We start from the raw sequence: 19,414 nt of genomic DNA on the forward strand, positions 1-19,414 counted from the left end.
ACCCATGAGCAGCAAGCCCTCCCCGTCCCGGATCCGCGAGATCAACGACTCCATCAGGTATGCCATGTGGTCGGTGTTCAGCGTCACCGCGCCGCTGGGGGAGGACCGCGAGCAGATGGCCAAGGAGGTCGAGACCCTCTTCGGCGAGCTCGAGGAGAAGGGGGTCCTGACGCGCGGCGTCTACGACCTCGGCGGCATGCGGGCCGACTGCGACTTCATGGTCTGGTGGCACGCGGAGAAGATCGAGGACGTCCAGGCGGCCTACCGCGCCTTCCTGCGCACCGACCTCGGGCACCTCCTCGAGCCGACCTGGTCGGCGGCGGCGCTGCACCGTCCGGCCGAGTTCAACAAGAGCCACATCCCGGCCTTCCTCGCGGACGAGACGCCCAAGGACTTCATCTGCGTCTACCCGTTCGTGCGCTCCTACGAGTGGTACCTGCTCGACGACAAGGAACGCCGCGACATGCTGCGCGAGCACGGGCAGATGGCGCGTGACTACCCCGACGTGCGGGCCAACACCATCGCCTCGTTCGCGCTCAACGACTACGAGTGGGTGCTGGCCTTCGAGGCCGACGAGCTGCACCGCATCGTCGACCTCATGCGCGAGCTGCGGGCGTCGCGGGCCCGCATGCACGTGCGCGACGAGCTGCCGTTCCACACGGGTCGCCGCGTCGAGGTCGCGGACCTGCTCGCGTCGCTGCGCTGACGCTTCGCACGACTGCGGATCTCCTTGCCGGCACAGGGATGTGCCGTGGACCACACAGGGTCGGGGACGATGGTCCCTGTCGGTGGTGACTGCGTGCCCGGATGCTGGGGGTGCCCAGAAGGGCATGACCACCCGGGGCCGCAAACCCCGACCAGCTGGAGACGACAACCATGCGACGCAGAACTCTCGACACGCTCCTGACGATCGGCGGCCTGATCCTGGCCGCGGTGCTCCTCACGGCCGGCGGACTGCTGACCTGGGCGAGCAGCTTCGTCAGCGCCAACGTGCACAGCCAGCTCGCCGACCAGAAGATCACGATGCCTTCGGGCAAGGCGATCGAGGACCCGCTGATCAAGCCGTACCTGTCCCAGTACGCGGGCCAGGAGCTCACCACCGGCGCGCAGGCCAAGGCCTACGCCGACCACTACATCCTCGTCCACATGAACAAGGCCAGTGGTGGCAAGACCTACGAGGAGGTCAGTGGCGAGTTCATCGCCGCCTCGGCGGACAAGACCTCCGACCCGGCCACCGTCGCCGAGCTCGGGCAGCTGCGCCAGACCCTGTTCATGGGTAACACGTTGCGCGGCCTGCTCCTCAACGCGTACGCCTTCGGCACCATGGGCACCATCGCCCTGTGGGGTGCGATCGCGGCATTGGTCGGCTCCGGCCTGATGTTCATCCTCAGCGGACTCGGGATGTGGCACCGCCGCACCGTCCCGGTCGAGGAAGAGGTCCGGATCGGTGTCGGCAGGGCGGCCACGCCGGCACACGCCGTCTGAGGCGTCCGGCGCGGAGGGGGGGACGGCCCCCGACCACCACGGTCGGGGGCCCTTCCCTGTCCCGGTGGTTCGCTCGGGTCGGCGGCGGTCCTCAGGCGCGTCTCAGGTGGGGGGAGCAGGCTCCCGGGGTGGCACCCTTCGGTTTCGGCGACGTCTTCACCGCGTGGGTCCTGTCGCCGGTGGGGACGGCGCTGGCCGTCCTCCTGGGTGGGGCGTATGCCGCGGCCGTGTGGACGCTGCGACGTCGCCACGAGCCCGTGCCGGTCCTGCGCGTGATCACGTACGCGGTGCTGGGGATCGGCACCCTCGTGCTGGCCACCGACGGCGGCCTGGCTGCGTTCCGCGACACGTCCTTCGTCGCCGCGGCCGCGCAGTCCGGCGTGCTGGCGGCCATCACCCCGGTCGGCCTCGCCCTCGGTGACCCGGTGGGGCTCGGGCTGCGGGCCGTGGGCCCCGTCCGGGCTGCCGCGGTCCGCGAGTTCCTCGGCGGTCGGGTGGCCCGGGTGCTGATGTTCCCGCTCGTCGGCTCGGTCGTGGCGACAGGGGTCCACCTGGCCATGTTCGTGACGCCGTGGCTGGCCCGGTCGCTGGAGCTCGGGTGGCTGCGAGAGCTCACCTACCTGCTGCTCGTCGGCACCGGGCTGCTGTTCGTCCTGCCGCTGCTCGCCGACGAGCTCGCCCCGGCCTGGTGCACGCCGGGGGTACGGGTGCTCATCGGGTTCGGGGACGGGTTGCTCGATGCCGTGCCCGGCGTGGTGGTGATGGCGTCGCCTGCGCTGCTGGGTGCTCCGGTGGCGGCCTACCTGGCGGCCCGTGACCCGTTGTTCCAGCAGCACGTCGGCGGCGGTGCGATGTTCGGGCTGGCCGAGGCCGTGGGCCTCCCGCTGCTCGCGGCGACGGTGGCCGCGTGGGTGCGTGCCGACCGGGTCGAGGCGGCGCTGGTGGACGCCCGCCTGGACCTCGAGCCGGCCTCCGACCGTCCGTGGTGGGAGTCCGACCCGCGGTACGGCGGACCCGGTCGTTGACGGTCGTCGAGGATCCGACGGGTCCTGGCCCGCCGGATACCTCAACGACCTCGTGTGGTCAGCCTGGGGTGGTCAGGACTGGTCGGCCGGGCGCAGCGTCATCGAGATCGAGTTGATGCAGAAGCGCTGGTCGGTCGGGGTGCCGTAGCCCTCGCCCTCGAAGACGTGCCCGAGGTGGCTGCCGCAGTTGGCGCAGCGGACCTCGACCCGCTTCATCCCCATGCTCACGTCCTCGATGTACTCCACGCTGTCACCGGCGAGCGGGGAGTAGAAGGACGGCCAGCCGCAGTGGCTGTCGAACTTCGTGCCCGAGGTGAACAGCTCGGCACCGCAGGCGCGACAGGCATACACGCCCTCGGTCTTGGTGTCGGTGTACTCGCCGACGTACGGCCGCTCGGTCCCCGCCTGGCGCAGCACCTGGTACTCGGCCGGGCTGAGCTCGGAACGCCACTCGTCCTCGGTCTTGGACACGGCATACGTGCGGTCGGTCTTGTCCATGGTCATGTCGTGACTCCTTCGGAACAGTCTCACGTCGTGCTCAACGCCGGCAGGGCCGGAAATGGTCCCGCCCCGGCCACCCTGATTCTTACGGGTCCGTGACGTACCCGCCGGATAGGGTCGGCCCATGGCGGCAGCGGCGACGACGGTGGACGTGCCCGAAGGACCCTGGGGGGATGCGCGGGAGGTGCGGATCTCCAGCCCGGACCGGTTGATCTGGCCCGACGAGGGGATCACCAAGCTCGACCTGGCGCAGTACGCCGTGGACGTCCGCTCGGGCTTCATGAACGCGCTCGGCCACCGCCCCGTGACCCTGCAGCGCTTCCCCGAGGGGATCGCGGGTGAGGAGTTCTGGACCAAGAACCCGCCCAAGGGGATGCCCGACTTCATCACCCCGGTCATGTGCACCTACCCGTCGGGCCGCAAGCACCTGCAGGTCGTCGTCGACGAGCCGGCGGCCGTGGTGTGGGCGATGCAGATGAACACCGTGACCTTCCACCCCTGGCCGGTCCGCACGACCGACGTGGACAAGCCGGACGAGCTGCGCATCGACCTCGACCCCCAGCCGGGTCGGACGTTTGCCGACGCGGTGGAGGCCGCGGTCGCCCTCCGGGAGCTGCTCACCGAGATCGGCCTCACCGGGTGGGTCAAGACGTCGGGCAACCGCGGGGTCCACGTGTTCGTCCGCGTCGCCCCGACCCACGAGTTCCTCGACGTCCGCCACGGAGTCATCGGGATCGCCCGTGAGCTCGAGCGGCGCCTGCCCGACCTGGTGACGGCCTCGTGGTGGAAGGAGGAGCGGGGGGAGCGCGTGTTCGTCGACTTCAACCAGGCCTGCCGCGACCGCACGATCGCCTCCGCCTACAGCACGCGCCCCCTCGCCGGCGCACCGGTCAGTATGCCGCTGGGCTGGGACCAGCTCGTCGGTGTGGATCCGGGGGAGTTCACGGTCCGCACGGTGCCCGGCATCCTCGCTTCGTCCGGTGACGCCTGGGCCGGGATGGACGAGGCCGTCGGCGACGTGGCCGGGGCAATCGCCCTGTGGGACAAGGACATCAACGAGCGCGGGCTCGGTGAGCTGAACTTCCCGCCGGACTACCCCAAGATGCCGGGGGAGCCGCCACGGGTGCAGCCGAGCAAGCGACGCCAGGACAAGGCCGACGACGACTACATGACCCCCAAGGCCGACCGCGACGCCGAGCTTCGGCAGCAGTGGGGGCCGGTGCCGCCCCCGGTCGCGCCCATGCTCGCCAAGCCGGTCAAGGGGATCCCGACCGGGGACTACCTGTTCGAGCCCAAGTGGGACGGGTTCCGTTCGATCATCTTCCGGTCCGGTGACGCGGTGGAGATCGGCAGCCGCAACGAGAAGCCCATGACGCGCTACTTCCCCGAGGTGGTGTCGGCGGTGCTGGAGAACTTCCCGGAGCAGGCGGTCGTCGACGGCGAGATCGTGGTCGTGGGCGCGTCGGGGGACCGGCTCGACTTCGAGGCGCTGCAGCAGCGCATCCACCCTGCCGCGAGCCGGGTCAAGAAGCTGGCTGCCGAGACGCCCGCGCAGTTCGTGGCGTTCGACCTGTTGTCGCTGGGCGGGGAGGACCTGACGGGGCGGCCGTTCGCCGAGCGGCGGGCGCTGCTGGAGCAGGCCTTCGACTCGGTGGCGGCCCCGATCCACCTCACCCGGGCGACGCGCGACCCCGAGGTGGCGCAGGAGTGGTTCGAGCAGTTCGAGGGCGCGGGGCTCGACGGGGTCATCGCCAAGCCGCTGTCGGGCACCTACGAGCAGGACAAGCGGACGATGCTCAAGATCAAGCACGTCCGTACCGCTGACTGCGTGGTGGCGGGCTACCGCACCCACAAGACCGGGGACGACCTCATCGGGTCGCTCATGCTGGGGCTCTACACCGACGACGGGTCGCTCATGAGCGTCGGCGTGATCGGTGCGTTCCCCATGGCGCGGCGGCGCGAGCTGTTCGAGGAGCTTCAGCCCCTGGTGACCTCCTTCGAGGACCACCCCTGGGCGTGGGCCGAGCAGGAGGCAGGAACGAGGACGCCCACCAGCGGCGCCACGAGCCGGTGGAACGCGGGCAAGGACCTGTCGTTCACCCCGTTGCGCCCCGAACGCGTCGTGGAGGTCAAGTACGACCACATGGAGGGGATCCGCTTCCGCCACACCGCGCAGTTCGTGCGCTGGCGCGAGGACCGCGACCCCCTCACGTGCACCTACGAGCAGCTGGAGGAACCCGTGAGCTTCGACCTCGCCGACGTCCTGGGTGAGGCCGGCCGATGAGCTCTGACCGCCGTCAGCTGCGCACCGCAGCGACGGTCGCAGGGGTCACCGCGGGCTCCCTCGCAGCCACGGCGGCGGTGTCGTCGGTGGGCGTGGCCGCCTATGTCGCCCGGCGGGCCCTGACCCCCGACCGTCAGCGGCCGGACGACACCCAGATCCTCGCCGTCGACGAGGGGAGCGTGACGCTGGACCTCACGCCCGAGAGCATCGTGCCGGGCCGGTACGGGCTGTGGCTCGACGGGTCGTCGGGGCACGTGCGGCTGGGTGACCTCCTGGATGTCGACGAGGACCGCGGCCGCGTGCGCCGGGAGCTCCTCGGGGTCGACTCGGGTCACCTGGCGCCGGGGTACGGGCGGTGGGACCAGTACTTCTACGCCGGCCCCCCGGACCGCGCGCTGGGGCTGCGCACCGAGTACGTCGACGTGCTGACCGAGCTCGGCACCATGCCTGCCTGGGTGGTCCGTGCCGAACAGCCGTCGACCCGGTGGGCGGTGCTGGTGCACGGCCGCGGGGCGCGGCGCGACGAGGGCCTGCGTGCCGTGAAGCCGTTGCACGACAGCGGGATCAACGTGATCATCCCGTCCTACCGCAACGACCTGGGCGCCCGACGCGGGGCCGATGGCCGGTACAACCTCGGCCTCTCGGAATGGCGCGACATCGAGGACGCTGCGCTGTTCGCGGTGCAGCAGGGAGCGCGTGAGCTCATCCTCGTGGGCTGGTCCATGGGCGGCGCGATCGTGCTCCAGACCCTGAGCCGGTCCTGGCTCGCCGACCACGTCAGCCACGTGGTCCTCGATGCACCGGTGATCGACTGGACCGACGTCCTCATCCACCACGGGCGCCTGCACGGGGTGCCCGACACCATCGGTGGCCTGAGCCGGTACCTCATGGGGCGAAGGCTGACCCGCCGTCTCGTCGGGGTGCACGACCCCGTCGACGTGGCGCAGACCGACTGGGTGGCCAAGGCGTCCGAGCTGCGCCACCGGATGCTCATCATCCACTCGGTGGACGACGAGTTCGTCCCGGTCGGGCCGTCGCAGGAGCTGGCTGCCGCTCGCCCCGACCTCGTGACGATGGAGCACTGGGACACCTCGCGCCACACCAAGGAGTGGAACGTCGACCCCGAACGCTGGGAGCGGTCGGTCGCCGACTTCGTGAGCAGCTAGCAGCACGCACCTTGGCCACGGTGGGCTATCCCGGCGGTCCCTATCCCGGCCGTCCCTGTCCCGGCGGTCCCTGTCCCGGCCGTCCCTGTCCCGGCCGTCCCTGTCCCGGCCGTGCCGTTGGGTGGCCTCCGCGGCCGGTCGTCCAGGCCTGCTGGACGTGGTCGAGGATCTGGTCGACCACCTGGGTGAGGGGTTGCGTCGCGTCGACGACCACCCCGGCGGGCACGTCCTCCCCGGTCCGGTGCAGTCGGGCGATGAGCTCTCGCTCGGCCGGCTCCGAGCCCCATTCGTCCGTGGGACGACGGTCCAGCCGATGGTGCAGGGTCTCGGCGTCGATGTCGAGCACGAACACCTCGTCGAACAGGTCGATGAACATCGCGAAGTTGCGCGAGCCCCCGCAGAAGAAGGTGAGCGGCTGGCTGTCATCCGCCGCGAGGGCGCGCACCTGCTCGACGTCCCAGATGTGGTGCTCGTGGCCCGAACCACTGACCTTCACGCCGGTCAACGGATCCCCTTGGTACGCCAGTTCACGGTCACCGTGGATGGCCTGGTAGCCGCGTCGTCCCAGCTCATCGCACACGGACGTCTTCCCCGTGCCGGAGACGCCTTCGACCAGGAAGTTGCGTACGCCCACCGCCCCAGTCTCGGGCCGGCGGCGTGCGGGGGCAACGAGTAGGGGGCGCCGCGCGGCGGGGGCAACGCGCGGCTCGGCTCAGTGGTGGCCCCAGTTGGTGCGGATGAGTCCGCGGTCGGGGTTGTCGGGGTCGTCGAGCCAGGAGATGGTCTGCGCTGGCGGTGGTGGGGCGAGGCTGAGCCCGGGTGGGGGTGGTGTGCCGTGGGTGAGTTCGTGGTCGGAGGGGATGGCGAGGTCGTTCCAGGTGATGGGTCCGCCGCTGGGTGGTTGGTAGGTGCCTGCGGGGACGGGTGGGTCACCTTCGGGTGGGGAGGGGATGGCGAGGTCGTTCCAGGTGATGGGTCCGCCGCTGGGTGGTTGGTAGGTGCCTGCGGGGACGGGTGGGTCACCTTCGGGTGGTGGGGCGGTTTCGTGGGGTTGGGGTGGTCGGATGGGGAGCCCGTACCGGTTGGTGACGGTGAGGCCGTCGGGGTGGGTGGGGTCGCCGGTGATGGTGTAGTCGCCGCGGTCGATGCCGTCGTGGTGGGCGGTGCAGAGGCTGATCTGGTTGTCGGTGTCGGTGGGGCCGCCGTCGGCCCATGCCTGGAGGTGGTGGATCTCGACGAACCCGGTGGTGGGGCAGCCGGGGAAGCGGCAGCCGCGGTCGCGGTCGGTGATGAGGCGGCGGGTGCGGTGGGGCAGGATCCGCATGGCTCGGCCGACGGACACGGGTCGTCCTTCGGTTTCCCAGACGGGTTGGACCTGCCCGTCGCTGATGAACCGGCCGAGCAGGCGCAGGGGGATGGCGTGGCCGCCGTTGACCCAGGCGCCGGTCTGATGAACCGGCCGAGCAGGCGCAGGGGGATGGCGTGGCCGCCGTTGACCCAGGCGCCGGTCGTGTCGAGGTGCAGGTAGACCCGGTAGTGCGCCGATCTGCTGGTGGAGGTGACCGAGGCGAGGGAGCGGGTGGCCATCTCCTCGAGGGCGTCGGCGTAGGTCGGCGACCCCGCGTAGCGGTCGTCGACGTCGGCAGCCCAGCCAGTCCGGGTGGGGTCGCTGGCGTCACTGCTGTCGGTGTCGCGGCGGCGCAGGAACAGTGCGTCCTTGGCTTCCTTGACGGCTTGTTCGACCAGCGCGCCGATGGTGGCGGGGGCGGAGTAGCGCAGCTGGAATCGGCCGTCGGCGTCGTAGGACATGGTCAGGTCGGGCTTGGCGCAGGCACGCTGCTCGGCGGCCGACTCGAAGGCGGTGGACGGCAGGGCGGCGGTGTCCAGGTCGCCGAACCCCAGCGTGTGCGGCTCGACGGACAGATCGCTGCCCGCTGCGTCGGTGCCTTGGGCGGCGTGTGCGGCTGGTGCGGGGGCGGCGAACGCGTGGCGGGCGACGGCTCGGCGCAGCTGGGTGACGGTCGCGTTCCGGGCGAACTGGGTGACCGAGGCCTGGTGGGTGACGGGGACGTGGCGGGCCAGGACGGCGACCTGGTCCAGGGACAGCTCCCCGGCAGGGCGAAGAGGCTGCCGGCGGTGATGTCCCCGCCGACGCTGTGCACGTCGGACATCCAGAACGCGAAGATGTTGTACCAGGACCACGTCTGCTCTCCTTGAGCGGCGCGAGGTCCTCGTTGCGCAGCTGGGTCACGGTCGCGTTCCGGGCGAACTGGGTGACCGAGGCCTGGTGGGTGACGGGGACGTGGCGGGCCAGGACGGCGACCTGGTCCAGGGACAGCTCCCCGGCCTCCAACGCCACAGCTGCGTCGGTGAGCTCGGTGCGTCGCCTGGCGACGGCGACGATGTCGGCCGCGTGGGCATGGGACAGGCCGGCGCGGACGACGAGGTAGTGCTCGGGTGACTTGAACCCGCCTTCGCCCCAGTGCCGGTCGGTCATGACCTCGTCGATGATGTCGACCAGCTCGGCCTGCGCCCGGTTCAACCGACCCGCAACGGCAGCGGTCCGCTCCCACAACGCTTGGTTCCGCATGCCCCAGCCACCGTCCGGACCGGTGTCCGGGAGTGCTGCGAGCGGGACTGTCGACATGCCCCAATCGTACAGGTGTTCGAATGCTCTGAGAAGGGTTGTCCACACCCCGATCCCACGAATTCGCTCTGAGCAGAACCGAATTGGCGCCGTCCACTCGCCGCCAGTGGAAGTGGTGAGAGGAGTGCGTCAGTGGTCGACGCGCCAGCGACTGAGGACGGTCCCGTCCTCCTCGAGCAGCAGCATCGGGGTGAGCGCGACGTCGAGGTCCGGCCCGCTGGTGATCCGGCCGTGCTCGCCACCCACCAGGGTCGGCGCCCAGGTGAGGTCGACCTCGTCCACGACTCCCGCGCTGAGCATCGTGCCGAAGAGCGACGGTCCGCCCTCGGACAGGATGCTGCGGAACCCTCTGTCCTCCAACGCCGCTCGAGCCGCCCGCAGGTCCACAGTTTCCTTGCCGACCACCACGACATGGTCGTCTCCGAGGACCTCCCTGGCGGCGGAGACGTTGGACGAGGATGCCGACTCGCACGTGATGAGCAGGGCCGCTCCCCGAGGTGACGTCATCGCAGCGACGGTTGGCGGTAGCTCCCCGCGGTTGCTGACGACCGCGAGCACGGGCGCCTCCGGGTCCTCGTCCCGCAACGCCGGATAGCCCTCTGCACGAACGGTTCCCGCGCCCACGACGACGACGTCTGCGAGCTGCCTCAACACGGAGAAGACCCGGAAGTCGGCCGGGGTGTTGATGCTCCCCGAGCGCCCGTCCGCACCGGTCACCGCGCCGTCGAGGGAGGCCACGAAGTTGACGCGCAGCCACGCGCGGTCGGCCGGCGCGGCATACGCCTCTCGCAGGGCAGCGTCGTCCACATCGGTGCCGGGGGCGGGGGAGCCGGTCTCGCTGAGCAGCAGGCGCATGCGGGAAGTCTGCCTCACCTACGCTTCCCCCGTGCCCTCCTCACTCACCGAACGCTCCCCGAAGCTCGACCGCGAACGGCTGGTGCGGGACCTCGTGCCCCCGCCGCGGTTCGACGCGGAGCGGTTCTCGACGTACCGCCCCGATCCCGCGGAGCCCAGCCAGTCCGCGGCGGTGGAGCGGCTCGAGGCGTATGCCGCGTCGTTGGGCGGAGCCACTGGGAGCACCGGTCTGTTCGGGCGACGTCGCAAGCGGGCGAAGGCCGGGCGCGGGATCTACCTCGACGGCGGGTTCGGCGTCGGCAAGACGCACCTGCTGGCGAGCCTCTGGCACGAGGCGGAGGGACCGAAGTCCTTTGGGACGTTCGTGGAGTACACGAACCTCGTCGGGGCGCTCGGCTTCGCCCAGACCGTCGAGGCGCTCAGCGCGCACACCCTGGTGTGCATCGACGAGTTCGAGCTCGACGACCCGGGCGACACCGTCCTCATGGCGACCCTGCTCGCGCGCCTCACCGAGGCCGGGGTGTCGCTGGCGGCCACGAGCAACACCCTGCCGGATGCGTTGGGGCAAGGGCGGTTTGCCGCTGAGGACTTCCTGCGCGAGATCCAGGCGCTGGCATCGCGCTTCGACGTGCTGACCGTCGACGGCCCGGACTACCGGCACCGCGACACGGTCGACAGCCCGCCGCCGCTGACCGAGCCGGAGGTCGCCGAGGCGACCCAGCGGGAGGGCGCGGTGCTCGACCACTTCATCGACGTGACCCGTCACCTGTCGACCGTGCACCCGAGCCGGTACCGCACCCTGCTCGACGGGGTCACGGCCGTGGGATGGACCCACGTGCGCCCGGTGACCGACCAGGCGGTCGCGCTGCGCCTCGTGGTCCTCGCGGACCGCCTGTACGACGCAGACATCCCGGTGTTCGCCAGCGGTCAGCCACTGGGAGAGGTCTTCTCCGCCGAGATGTTGTCGGGCGGCTACCGCAAGAAGTACTACCGCGCCATCTCCCGTCTCACAGCCCTCGCGCGGGGTGACCAGCGGTGACAGGATGCGCCAATGGGCAAGAAGGACAAGAAGGCCACCAAGCATCCCGAGTCGAAGCCGGCTGAGGTCACCCCGCTGGCTCCCGTGACGTTCAGCGAGGCGCTGCGGGTGCGGGAGGGCTTCGTCCTCGCCGAGTGCGACCCACGCTCGACGCCAGCCTTCGACGGCGACAAGGAAGCCGGGCAGGCGGCCCTGGAGCTGCGCGCGGGGGAGATCGGCGAGTTCCAGGAACGCCTGTACGCCGAGGCCAAGATGGACGGTCAGCGGTCGCTCCTGCTCGTCGTCCAGGGCATGGACACCTCCGGCAAGGGTGGCATCATGCGCCACGTCGTTGGCGAGATGGACCCCCAGGGCGTGCGGTACACCGCGTTCAAGGCCCCTTCGGCAGAGGAACGCCGGCACCCGTTCCTGTGGCGCATCCGCAACGCGCTGCCGTCGCCGGGGCAGATCGGCGTCTTCGACCGTTCGCACTACGAGGACGTCCTCATCGTTCGGGTGCACGACCTCGTGCCCAAGGCGACGTGGTCGCGGCGCTATGCCCAGATCAACGCGTTCGAGGAGAAGGCGATCGCCGACGGCACCACGATCATCAAGGTGATGATGCACATCTCCTCGGACGAGCAGAAGGCCCGGCTGACCGAGCGGCTCGCTCGGCCCGACAAGCAGTGGAAGTACAACCCCGGCGACGTGGACGAGCGGTTGCAGTGGCCGCACTACCAGGAGGCGTACCAAGCGGTCCTCGACCGCACCTCGACGGACGCAGCCCCGTGGTATGTCGTCCCCGCCGACCGCAAGTGGTACGCGCGCCTGGCCGTCCAGAGCCTGGTGCTCGAGCACCTCGAGGCGATGGACCCCCGGTGGCCGGCAGTCGACTACGACGTCAGCAAGGAGCAGCAGCGCCTCCGCGTGACGTGAGGGTGCGATGAGTTCCGCTCCCCGGCGGAGTCTTCACGGGTAGGTGGTGCCACGTCGGGCGCCGCCACGACGAAGGGAGCTGGGCGTGCTCAGCGAATCGAAGGCATTCAGTGGCTTCTCCGCCAACGACATCGACGCAGCGCGGACGTTCTACTCGGACGTTCTCGGGCTCGAGGTGACCGAGCAGATGGGCATCCTCAGCCTGCACCTCGGGGGTGACCACCGCGCGATCATCTACCCCAAGCGCGACCACGAGCCGGCCGGGTTCACCGTGCTGAACTTCCCCGTGGCCGACATCGAGGCGACGGTGGACGGCCTCACGACAGCAGGGGTGAGCTTCGAGAAGTACGAGGGGACGCCGATGGCGACGGACGCCAAGGGCATCTTCCGCGGGGGCGGTCCGCTCATCGCGTGGTTCCGGGACCCGGCCGGGAACGTCCTGTCGGTCATCCAGGACTGAGGCAGGACTGAGGCAGGACTGAGGCAGGACTGAGGCAGGACTGAGGCGCGGTGCGCGGGCCCCCGCCCTTGCCCGGTCTGCGCTCAGCTCAGCCCGGGCGGCGGCGGGACCTTGCCGAACCCCCACAGCATCACCCAGGTGGCGATCCCGCAGATCGTCAGCAGCACGATTCCCCCTGCAACGGTGGCGGCAGGTCCCGGCTTGCGGATCGGGCGCATCCAGACCTCGTGCTGCGGTCGGGGTGCCGGCGCGCCGAGCATGGCGCCACCGCAGGCCGAGAGGACGACGATCGGGCCCCCGATGTAGAGCAGCGGGTCCAGGACGTCCATGTAGTTGAGCCCCTTCATCGCTGCGGGCAGCAGGATGACCAGCGCCGCGGTCACGGCGCCGAGGAAGAGCCCGATCAAGGCTCCCCGTCCGGGTTGACCTCTCATGCTGCCGAGTATGCGGCGGCGTGGACTCCGCGTCGATCAGCCGTTCGTCGCGTGTTTCCGGCCGGTCAGAGGGTGAATGCGCGGTCCACGAGGGTCCTGGACGCCTGCGTGCTGAGGCCGACGTCGAGCGTCCCGAAGGTCGCGCCGTGCCGACCGCCCAGGCGGCTATCGATGAACGCGTCAGCCACGACGGTGGGGGCGAGCCTGGCCAGCAGGGACGCCTGCAGGGTGACGGCGAGTCCCTCGACCACCGAGCGTGCCCCGGCCTGGGCATCTGGTCGGGTCGCCCGAGCGAGCAGCTCCGGAAGCCCGTCGATGGCGTCGTCGAGCACGCGGTGGTGGCCCCGCGCGAGCCCGACCTCGGCGAGGTAGGCGTCGACGGAGGCCTGCTCACGGCCTACGGCTCGAAGGACGTCGAGGGCGTTGACGTTGCCCGAGCCCTCCCAGATCGAGTTGAGCGGCGCCTCGCGGTAGAGGCGCGCCAGGCCGTTCTCCTCGACGTAGCCGTTGCCGCCCAGGCACTCCAGGGCCTCGGCGACCATCACCGGGGTGCGCTTGCAGACCCAGTACTTGCCCAGCGCGACACCCAGTCGGGACAGGGCCGTGTCGCCCTCGTCGACGGCGTGCGCGAGCCGCAGCGCGAGTGTGGTGGCCGCCTCGGACTCGAGGGCGAGGTCCGCCAGCACGTTCTGCATCAACGGCTGGTCGACCAGCAGGGCGCCGAACGCACTGCGGTGTCGGGCGTGGTGGATCGCGCGGAGCAGAGCGGCTCGCATCGTCGCGGACGATCCGAGGATGCAGTCGAGGCGGGTCGCCGCGACCATGTCGAGGATGGTCCGGATGCCGCGGCCCTCGTCGCCGACGCGCACCCCCCACGTGCCGTCGAGCTCGACCTCGGAGGACGCGTTGGACCGGTTGCCCAGCTTGTCCTTCAACCGCTGGAGCGCAAAGGGATTGCGCTCACCGTCGTCGAGCACCCGGGGAACGAGGAAGCACCCGACACCCGTTTCCGTCTGCGCCAGCACGAGGAAGGCGTCGCTCATCGGCGCCGAGCAGAACCACTTGTGCCCCGTCAGGCGGTAGGTGTCACCGCCGGTCACCGGGCCGCCGTCCGTGGCCACGGCGCGGGTCGTGTTGGCGCGGACGTCGGAGCCGCCTTGCTTCTCGGTCATGCCCATGCCGGCGATGGCACCGGCCTTGGCGTCGAGCGGGCGCAGGCCGAAGTCGTAGCTGCGTGAGGCGAGCGGGGGGATCCAGCGCTGCGCGAGCGCGGCGTTGGCCGCCAGCGCCGGCGCGGCGGCATACGTCATCGAGACGGGGCAGAGGTGGCCCGCCTCGACCTCCGACCAGGTCGTGAACCCGGCCGCACGTCGCACGTGCGCTCCGGTGCCCGGGGGCCGGGTCCATGGCTCTGCGGTGAGCCCGCCACCGACGGCAACCTCCATGAGGGAGTGCCACGCAGGGTGGAAGTCGACCTCGTCGAGGCGTTCGCCGGTGGGGGAGTGGGTCCGCAGGACGGGGTGGTGGGTGTTCGCCTGCTCGGCCCACTCGCGCGCCTGCGCCGACCCCGAGCGCGCGCCGAGCTGCTCGACCTCCGCGTATGCCGCGTCGTCGGCCCAGCGCCGAACGGCCTCTGCCAGCGCGGCGTTGCTGGTCAACGCGTTGTAGTCGGGGAGGGCGGGGACCTGGTTGGTGACGGCGTGGGTGGGCACGACCGCAGAGTATGCGGGATACCGTGGGCAGGTGAGTGTGAAGGCGCGGGTCCGTCGCGAGCTGGTGCGCGTGCCCGGAGCCATGCCGGTCGCGCGGATGACGGTGGAGACGATCAGGGTCTGCCTGAAGTACCGCGTGACCGGGTTGGCCTCCGAGGCGGGCTTCTTCATGCTGCTCTCGCTGCCGCCGTTGGTGCTGGGGCTGTTCGGTGGCGTGGGGTACCTCGGCAAGTGGCTGGGGGACGACACCGTCACGCGGATCATCGCCCAGATCCAGACCTGGGCCGGGCAGTTCCTCACGCCCGGACTCATCCAGAACACGCTGCTGCCCACCGTCCAGGACGTGTTCAAGGACGGCCGGTTCGACCTCATCTCGGTCGGCTTCCTGCTGTCGGTGTGGTCGGGTTCGCGTGCGCTCAACGTCTTCGTCGACACCATCTCGATCATGTACGGCCAGTCGGGGGTGCGCGGGATCGTCCGGACGCGGGCCCTGTCGCTGACGCTCTACGTGCTGTCGCTCGTGGTCGGCATCGTCGTCATCCCCTTGGTCGTGATCGGCCCGACGTGGCTCAAGGACCTGCTGCCCAAGGAGACGGGCTTCCTGGCCTGGCTCTACTGGCCCGTCGTGACCGTCCTCGCGGTCGCCAGCATCGCGACGCTGTTCCACATCTCCACCCCACGGCGCAGCCCGTGGCTCCGCGACGTGCCCGGAGCGGTGCTGACGCTGGTGCTGTGGTCCCTGTCGTCGTACGTCCTGCGCGGCACCGTCGCGGCCTCGCTGAAGGGCGGCACCTCGATCTACGGACCGCTGTCCGCCCCGATCGTGCTGCTGATCTTCCTGTACGCCCTCGCCATCGCGGTCCTCATCGGCGCCGCGCTCAACGCCGCCATCCGCACCCTGTGGCCCGTCGAGGAGCGACTGTCGCTGCGGGCACGCGTCGTCGAGTGGGTCCAGGGGAAGCTCGCCTCCCGCCGCGCCGGGTCCGCGGCCCCTGCGCCGGGTGGCGCTCGTGCCGGCACGGCCTCCGTCGCCTCGGCGACCCGAACCCCCGCCGACACCGCCCACGGCGCCCCTGCGGGCAACGGAGCAGTCGCGTCCGGCGGCGTGGCCGGGCTGCTCGCGGCCCAGGCGGACGCCACCGCGGAGGAGGAGCTCGTGGGGTCCCTGGCGGGTCTCCGGGAGGAGGCGCGCAAGCCGCTGACCCCCGTCCCGGACGACTCGGACGACACCCAATTTGGAGAGGAAGCGCCTGATCCGATAAGTTTTCTTCGCACGCGCAGCGGGTAGCAAAAACTCCCCGTTCGTCACCAACGCGCGTGTAATGCGGATGTAGCTCAGTTGGTAGAGCGCAACCTTGCCAAGGTTGAGGTCGCCGGTTCGAGCCCGGTCATCCGCTCGGAGGGTTTGACCGCCTTCACGGTGGAGTGGCCGAGAGGCGAGGCAGCGGCCTGCAAAGCCGCGTACACGGGTTCAAATCCCGTCTCCACCTCGACTACGTACGAACCCGAAATCTCCACCCTCGGGCGATTGGCGCAGTGGTAGCGCGCTTCCTTGACACGGAAGAGGTCACTGGTTCAAACCCAGTATCGCCCACCAGAACGAAACAGCCCCTGACCTGCGGAAACGCCGGTCAGGGGCTGTTGTTCGTAGGGCTTCGAATCGGCCCTCAAGGGCGATGCTTGACTAACTGCTTGACTAAGGATCCGTTTTTGGGTCCGGTTCCGGTGTCGAAACGGAGTCCGGACGCGGGCGGACGTCCTCCGGCACGAAGATGCGGTCCATGGCCTCCGCGCCCTCGGTCAGCACGGGTCTGAGCTGCTTTCGGTAGACCGCCTCGGTGACCGTGGTGCTCCGGTGGCCGACGAGCCGGGCGATCTCCTCCAGGGGGACTCCCGCCTCGGACAGGATCGAGACGAAGCTGTGCCGGAGCTCGCGGGGTGTCCACGTCCCGTCGACCAGGCCAGCTCGGCGCACGACGCTGCGGAAGGCACGGCGGACGTTCGCCGAGTCCAGGGCGAGCCCGGAATCGGTGCAGAAGACGAGGTCGTTGTCGGTCCAGTTGTCCCCGGCTGCCTCCCTGCGACGGTCCTGCTCCAGCTTGTGAAGCGTGAGCGCTTCGACGGCGACGGTAGGCAACCGAAGGGTCCGTCGTGACCGCTTGGTCTTGGTGTCGCCAGTTTCACGCACCGACCGCCAGACCTGAATGGTCGGCGGCCGCAGTGGTTTCGACGCGAGGTCGCCGGTCAGGTCCAGGTGAGCCCAGGTCAGGGCGCGCAGCTCCTCCGTCCTGGCGCCCGTGACGAGGCTGAGCGTGATGTAGGCATTCATGTCCGTTCCACGCGCAGCGGCCAGCACGGCCGCAGCTTGCTCGAAGGTCAGCGCCCTGGACGGGCGCCCCTTTCGTCCCTGCGGGACCTCGCAGTGCAACGCGACGTTTCGCCGGAGCCGGTCACGGGCCACCTGGCGAGACAGGGCTCGACGCAGGATGGAGAGGATGCGCTGCAGGGTGGCACGGCTCAGGTCGGGTGACTTCCGCTTGAGCCATCGGTCCACGTCCTCGGCTGTGAGCTCCTGCACCTTTCTGGCGCCCAAGTCCGGGATGACATGTCCGTTGGCCAGGATCCGGCACGTGGTGATGGTCTTCGCGGACACGTCCTCGGCTGTGAGCTCCTGCACCTTTCTGGCGCCCAAGTCCGGGATGACATGTCCGTTGGCCAGGATCCGGCACGTGGTGATGGTCTTCGCGGACCGGCCGGCCAGACCGAACTCCAGCCAGTCCTCGATGGCCGACGCAACTGTCATGCGGGCTGCTACCGAAATGCCATCGCGGTGGTCGCGAATAAGCTTCTGGAGCTTGTCCTTGGCCTCGGTCTTGGTGCGACCGGTCCCAGTCTTGACGATGCGTTTGCCGTCTGGGTGGAAGCCCACGCGCGGTGGTCGCGAATAAGCTTCTGGAGCTTGTCCTTGGCCTCGGTCTTGGTGCGACCGGTCCCAGTCTTGACGATGCGTTTGCCGTCTGGGTGGAAGCCCACCTGAGCGGTCGCGATCCAGCGCTGGCGTGACTCCGAGAAGTGGACACCACCTTCGCCGCGACTACGCCGTGTGGCCATCCGCCTCCGCCTCGGACTCGAGCAGGGCGACGTAACGTTCGATCGCCGACGCAGTGACGTAGCAGCGGCGCCCTTGGTGCACGGTCTGCAAGCGGCCTGCACGGATCTGCTCATAGACGACGGTGCGGCTCATGCTGAGCAGCTCCATTGTTTCCGTGATGCCGAGGAGTGCGCGTTCTGCCACTGCGGTCATGGTTTCTCCCTTGTCGTTCTCGACTGGACAACGGTGACGAGGGGGCACCATCCGCGCCAGGTCGCCGTTTGGCCCTGGCGTCAGCACATTCAGTTGACCTTGGAGTTGCGTGATCGTTGCCGGCGCTGCTGCTCAACCACGTGCAGTGAGTTCGAGACGAGAGTGGTGTGCTCTCGAGCCCCGAATCCGTTGATTATCCGGAGGGAGCGCGCGTCGTTACTCGTCCTACTTCATGAATAGTCTCTGACCTGCATAAATGTGCGGATGGAGCTTGTGAGGGTGCTCGTCATTTCCTGGCTCTTCTCGACCAAAGCCGGAGGGTAAACCGGACGGCGACAAGCCTTGCTCGCGTGGAGAGCCCTGTGGCTGGGTCAGAGCTCGAGCAGTCTCTGGACTGGCGAGGGACCGGGATGTAGGTCGGGCCGTGCCATGGAGTGCTTGACCTGCTGCGTCTGTCGATACGCCTCGTTCCACAGCATCTGGAGGTCGGGCACCTCGTGGCTGGAGACGGCGACGAACTTGCCCTGACTCTTGGCTGGCATCCGGGTCACGGAGACCGGCAGGGCTCGTGCGGGGGCGAAGACGAGTCCGGATCGGAGCAGTCGGTCTGGAAGCGTCTGACTCAGCTCCATGATGACTCGTCCAAGAGTCTCGACACCGTGGGTGAGGTCGCGTAGTCCTCGTGGCCTGTCCCAAACATCCGCTGGTTCGGATGCGTGCACACCGACTTCGTTGAGGGCGTTGAAGAGCTCACGACTGGCGGCGACGAACTCGGTGCTGCTGCGGCTTGCGGTGGTGAGCCGTGCCCAGGACTTGTCGGCGGACTGGAAGGCGCGTGCACCAGCTACCAGAGAGGTGCTGGCTCCGTCGAGCGCGTCCTCGAGGTTGCCATGGGGCGCGGTAAGTACCTGGTGCGTAACCGCGTACAGGAGGGCTCCTTGGTTGGCCAGCATGCGCAGGGTGTCTGCGCTCGGAACGAGCCGGAGGAGCTCCAGCTCGGCGGCTATCGTCCAGTGTTCGACGGCTGCTTCGAGGCGCTCGTTGATTGTCGCTGGAGCCGGCTCCGGCGAGGTGGCGGTGAGCCGCTCGAGCGCGAGGGGACGCTGCGCACCTTCGCGGAGCGCGTCGATGGACTCTTCGGCGTATCGCGAGATGGCCAGCGGGCGGTCGGCGTCCACTACTGCGCCATGGGCCAGGGCGTGACGTGCTGCAGAGTAGGTGAGGGAAAGGATGTGGATGTAGGTGCCGGCCAGTTGTGCGTCGTCCATGAAGCGGGCCTGCTCGACCTGTCGCTGGGCCACGGCCAAGTCTGCGGCTGCGCCGAGCGTGCAGGAGATTCGTGCAAGCGGGTGCGGGTCGCCGAGCTCCGCCGGGGTGATGTCGGGGTCCACGTCCAGGTCACGGGTCTTGACCAGGTAAACGCCCGCGTCGTGGACCACGTGCAGGTTGCCGTGCTGCACCCTGCGACGGAAGTAGGCGGCCCTCTTGCCGGTGAGCGCGGCGGCCTGTTCGAGGCTGAGCTGGGTGTCGAAGGGATGCCGCAGCGGTTCGGGGTAGGAACGGAACACAGCAAGGGTGGGCGCGAGC

General features: G+C 69.7%; 19 protein-coding genes, 3 tRNA genes and 1 pseudogene. 13 read left to right on the forward strand and 10 right to left on the reverse strand.

Features of this window, described 5'->3' with window-relative positions:
• Nucleotides 1-4: 4 nt before the first annotated feature.
• From hemQ to ASC58_RS04440, 3 genes are all read left to right on the forward strand, one after another.
• On the forward strand, nucleotides 5-706 hold the full coding sequence (gene hemQ / locus ASC58_RS04430; protein WP_056914781.1) for a hydrogen peroxide-dependent heme synthase: 702 nt from the start codon (nucleotides 5-7) through the stop codon (nucleotides 704-706).
• 170 nt (nucleotides 707-876) lie between these two features.
• On the forward strand, nucleotides 877-1,485 hold the full coding sequence (locus tag ASC58_RS04435; RefSeq protein WP_056918504.1) for a hypothetical protein: 609 nt from the start codon (nucleotides 877-879) through the stop codon (nucleotides 1,483-1,485).
• Between the two features lie 128 nt (nucleotides 1,486-1,613).
• A complete protein-coding gene (locus ASC58_RS04440) occupies nucleotides 1,614-2,510 on the forward strand; it encodes a cytochrome c oxidase assembly protein (protein WP_056914779.1) in 897 nt (298 codons plus the stop codon).
• Between the two features lie 72 nt (nucleotides 2,511-2,582).
• On the opposite strand, the gene msrB is transcribed toward ASC58_RS04440, so the two are convergent.
• The gene (gene msrB / locus ASC58_RS04445; protein WP_235529098.1) at nucleotides 2,583-3,014 is read right to left on the reverse strand and encodes a peptide-methionine (R)-S-oxide reductase MsrB; all 432 of its coding nucleotides are present in this window, start codon (nucleotides 3,012-3,014) and stop codon (nucleotides 2,583-2,585) included.
• Between the two features lie 121 nt (nucleotides 3,015-3,135).
• Between msrB and ASC58_RS20450 the strand changes: the two genes are divergently transcribed.
• Nucleotides 3,136-5,295 (forward strand): ATP-dependent DNA ligase, encoded by a 2,160-nt coding sequence (locus ASC58_RS20450; RefSeq protein WP_082552950.1) that lies wholly within the window; start codon nucleotides 3,136-3,138, stop codon nucleotides 5,293-5,295.
• Nucleotides 5,292-6,461, forward strand: a complete 1,170-nt coding sequence (locus ASC58_RS04455; protein WP_056918505.1) for a S9 family peptidase — start codon at nucleotides 5,292-5,294, stop codon at nucleotides 6,459-6,461. The genes ASC58_RS20450 and ASC58_RS04455 overlap by 4 nt, the downstream gene beginning before the upstream one ends.
• A 40-nt stretch (nucleotides 6,462-6,501) precedes the next feature.
• Here the strand turns inward: ASC58_RS04455 and ASC58_RS04460 are convergent, their stop codons facing one another.
• Together ASC58_RS04460 and ASC58_RS04465 are read right to left on the reverse strand one after the other, a co-directional pair.
• On the reverse strand, nucleotides 6,502-7,095 hold the full coding sequence (locus tag ASC58_RS04460; RefSeq protein ID WP_200947730.1) for a nucleoside kinase: 594 nt from the start codon (nucleotides 7,093-7,095) through the stop codon (nucleotides 6,502-6,504).
• 78 nt (nucleotides 7,096-7,173) lie between these two features.
• Complete coding sequence (locus tag ASC58_RS04465; RefSeq protein ID WP_157598358.1) at nucleotides 7,174-7,803, reverse strand: HNH endonuclease signature motif containing protein; 630 nt, start codon at nucleotides 7,801-7,803, stop codon at nucleotides 7,174-7,176.
• Between the two features lie 392 nt (nucleotides 7,804-8,195).
• Here ASC58_RS04465 and ASC58_RS21520 point away from each other — a divergent pair, with 392 nt between their 5' ends.
• A complete protein-coding gene (locus tag ASC58_RS21520; RefSeq protein ID WP_162246816.1) occupies nucleotides 8,196-8,678 on the forward strand; it encodes a hypothetical protein in 483 nt (160 codons plus the stop codon).
• A gap of 76 nt (nucleotides 8,679-8,754) precedes the next feature.
• On the opposite strand, the pseudogene ASC58_RS21915 reads toward ASC58_RS21520, so the two are convergent.
• Nucleotides 8,755-9,108, reverse strand: a pseudogene (locus ASC58_RS21915) (DUF222 domain-containing protein); the annotation flags it as partial.
• 129 nt (nucleotides 9,109-9,237) lie between these two features.
• Complete coding sequence (locus ASC58_RS04480; protein ID WP_056918509.1) at nucleotides 9,238-9,963, reverse strand: dihydrofolate reductase family protein; 726 nt, start codon at nucleotides 9,961-9,963, stop codon at nucleotides 9,238-9,240.
• Here ASC58_RS04480 and zapE point away from each other — a divergent pair.
• The 3 genes from zapE to ASC58_RS04495 all read left to right on the forward strand — a co-directional run bounded on the left by zapE (nucleotide 9,962) and on the right by ASC58_RS04495 (nucleotide 12,377).
• Complete coding sequence (gene zapE / locus ASC58_RS04485) at nucleotides 9,962-11,002, forward strand: cell division protein ZapE (protein WP_056918516.1); 1,041 nt, start codon at nucleotides 9,962-9,964, stop codon at nucleotides 11,000-11,002. The genes ASC58_RS04480 and zapE overlap by 2 nt on opposite strands.
• Nucleotides 11,003-11,014: 12 nt before the next feature.
• Nucleotides 11,015-11,917: a polyphosphate kinase 2 family protein gene (locus tag ASC58_RS04490; RefSeq protein WP_056914775.1), complete on the forward strand. Its 903-nt coding sequence runs from the start codon at nucleotides 11,015-11,017 to the stop codon at nucleotides 11,915-11,917.
• An 85-nt stretch (nucleotides 11,918-12,002) separates the two neighbouring features.
• On the forward strand, nucleotides 12,003-12,377 hold the full coding sequence (locus tag ASC58_RS04495; protein WP_056914774.1) for a VOC family protein: 375 nt from the start codon (nucleotides 12,003-12,005) through the stop codon (nucleotides 12,375-12,377).
• Nucleotides 12,378-12,460: 83 nt separating this feature from the next.
• On the opposite strand, the gene ASC58_RS04500 is transcribed toward ASC58_RS04495, so the two are convergent.
• Both ASC58_RS04500 and ASC58_RS04505 read right to left on the reverse strand, forming a co-directional pair.
• On the reverse strand, nucleotides 12,461-12,811 hold the full coding sequence (locus tag ASC58_RS04500; RefSeq protein ID WP_157581296.1) for a hypothetical protein: 351 nt from the start codon (nucleotides 12,809-12,811) through the stop codon (nucleotides 12,461-12,463).
• A 65-nt stretch (nucleotides 12,812-12,876) separates the two neighbouring features.
• Nucleotides 12,877-14,523 (reverse strand): acyl-CoA dehydrogenase family protein, encoded by a 1,647-nt coding sequence (locus tag ASC58_RS04505; RefSeq protein WP_056918517.1) that lies wholly within the window; start codon nucleotides 14,521-14,523, stop codon nucleotides 12,877-12,879.
• Between the two features lie 31 nt (nucleotides 14,524-14,554).
• Here ASC58_RS04505 and ASC58_RS04510 point away from each other — a divergent pair, with 31 nt between their 5' ends.
• From ASC58_RS04510 to ASC58_RS04525, 4 genes are all read left to right on the forward strand, one after another.
• Nucleotides 14,555-15,811 carry a YihY/virulence factor BrkB family protein gene (locus ASC58_RS04510; protein ID WP_235529100.1) on the forward strand — a complete coding sequence of 419 codons (1,257 nt, stop codon included), beginning with the start codon at nucleotides 14,555-14,557 and terminating at the stop codon, nucleotides 15,809-15,811.
• Nucleotides 15,812-15,847: 36 nt separating this feature from the next.
• A tRNA-Gly gene (locus ASC58_RS04515) sits at nucleotides 15,848-15,920 on the forward strand.
• A 22-nt stretch (nucleotides 15,921-15,942) separates the two neighbouring features.
• Nucleotides 15,943-16,013 (forward strand) — tRNA-Cys (locus ASC58_RS04520).
• A gap of 32 nt (nucleotides 16,014-16,045) precedes the next feature.
• Nucleotides 16,046-16,120 (forward strand) — tRNA-Val (locus ASC58_RS04525).
• A 99-nt stretch (nucleotides 16,121-16,219) separates the two neighbouring features.
• Here ASC58_RS04525 and xerC read toward each other — a convergent pair.
• From xerC to ASC58_RS04540, 3 genes are all read right to left on the reverse strand, one after another.
• Entirely contained in the window at nucleotides 16,220-17,326 is a 1,107-nt protein-coding gene (xerC, locus tag ASC58_RS04530) for a tyrosine recombinase XerC (RefSeq protein WP_157598359.1), read from the reverse strand.
• A 291-nt stretch (nucleotides 17,327-17,617) separates the two neighbouring features.
• A complete protein-coding gene (locus tag ASC58_RS04535) occupies nucleotides 17,618-17,827 on the reverse strand; it encodes a helix-turn-helix domain-containing protein (protein WP_056918510.1) in 210 nt (69 codons plus the stop codon).
• Nucleotides 17,828-18,198: 371 nt separating this feature from the next.
• The coding region (locus ASC58_RS04540) for a hypothetical protein (RefSeq protein WP_235529101.1) at nucleotides 18,199-19,414 on the reverse strand (1,216 nt) is incomplete at its 5' end.

Origin of the sequence: Phycicoccus sp. Root101, from assembly GCF_001426245.1 — a bacterium.
Classification (GTDB): Bacteria; Actinomycetota; Actinomycetes; order Actinomycetales; family Dermatophilaceae; genus Pedococcus.

Bases quoted from the DNA above. Each gene is read 5' to 3' on its own strand.
- ASC58_RS04455 (WP_056918505.1), top strand. From the start codon at position 5,292: ATGAGCTCTGACCGCCGTCAGCTGCGCACCGCAGCGACGGTCGCAGGG.
- xerC (WP_157598359.1), bottom strand. From the start codon at position 17,326: ATGACAGTTGCGTCGGCCATCGAGGACTGGCTGGAGTTCGGTCTGGCC.
- ASC58_RS04480 (WP_056918509.1), bottom strand. From the start codon at position 9,963: ATGCGCCTGCTGCTCAGCGAGACCGGCTCCCCCGCCCCCGGCACCGAT.
- ASC58_RS04500 (WP_157581296.1), bottom strand. From the start codon at position 12,811: ATGAGAGGTCAACCCGGACGGGGAGCCTTGATCGGGCTCTTCCTCGGC.
- ASC58_RS20450 (WP_082552950.1), top strand. From the start codon at position 3,136: ATGGCGGCAGCGGCGACGACGGTGGACGTGCCCGAAGGACCCTGGGGG.
- msrB (WP_235529098.1), bottom strand. From the start codon at position 3,014: ATGACCATGGACAAGACCGACCGCACGTATGCCGTGTCCAAGACCGAG.
- ASC58_RS04490 (WP_056914775.1), top strand. From the start codon at position 11,015: ATGGGCAAGAAGGACAAGAAGGCCACCAAGCATCCCGAGTCGAAGCCG.
- ASC58_RS04435 (WP_056918504.1), top strand. From the start codon at position 877: ATGCGACGCAGAACTCTCGACACGCTCCTGACGATCGGCGGCCTGATC.
- zapE (WP_056918516.1), top strand. From the start codon at position 9,962: ATGCGGGAAGTCTGCCTCACCTACGCTTCCCCCGTGCCCTCCTCACTC.
- ASC58_RS04535 (WP_056918510.1), bottom strand. From the start codon at position 17,827: ATGACCGCAGTGGCAGAACGCGCACTCCTCGGCATCACGGAAACAATG.
- hemQ (WP_056914781.1), top strand. From the start codon at position 5: ATGAGCAGCAAGCCCTCCCCGTCCCGGATCCGCGAGATCAACGACTCC.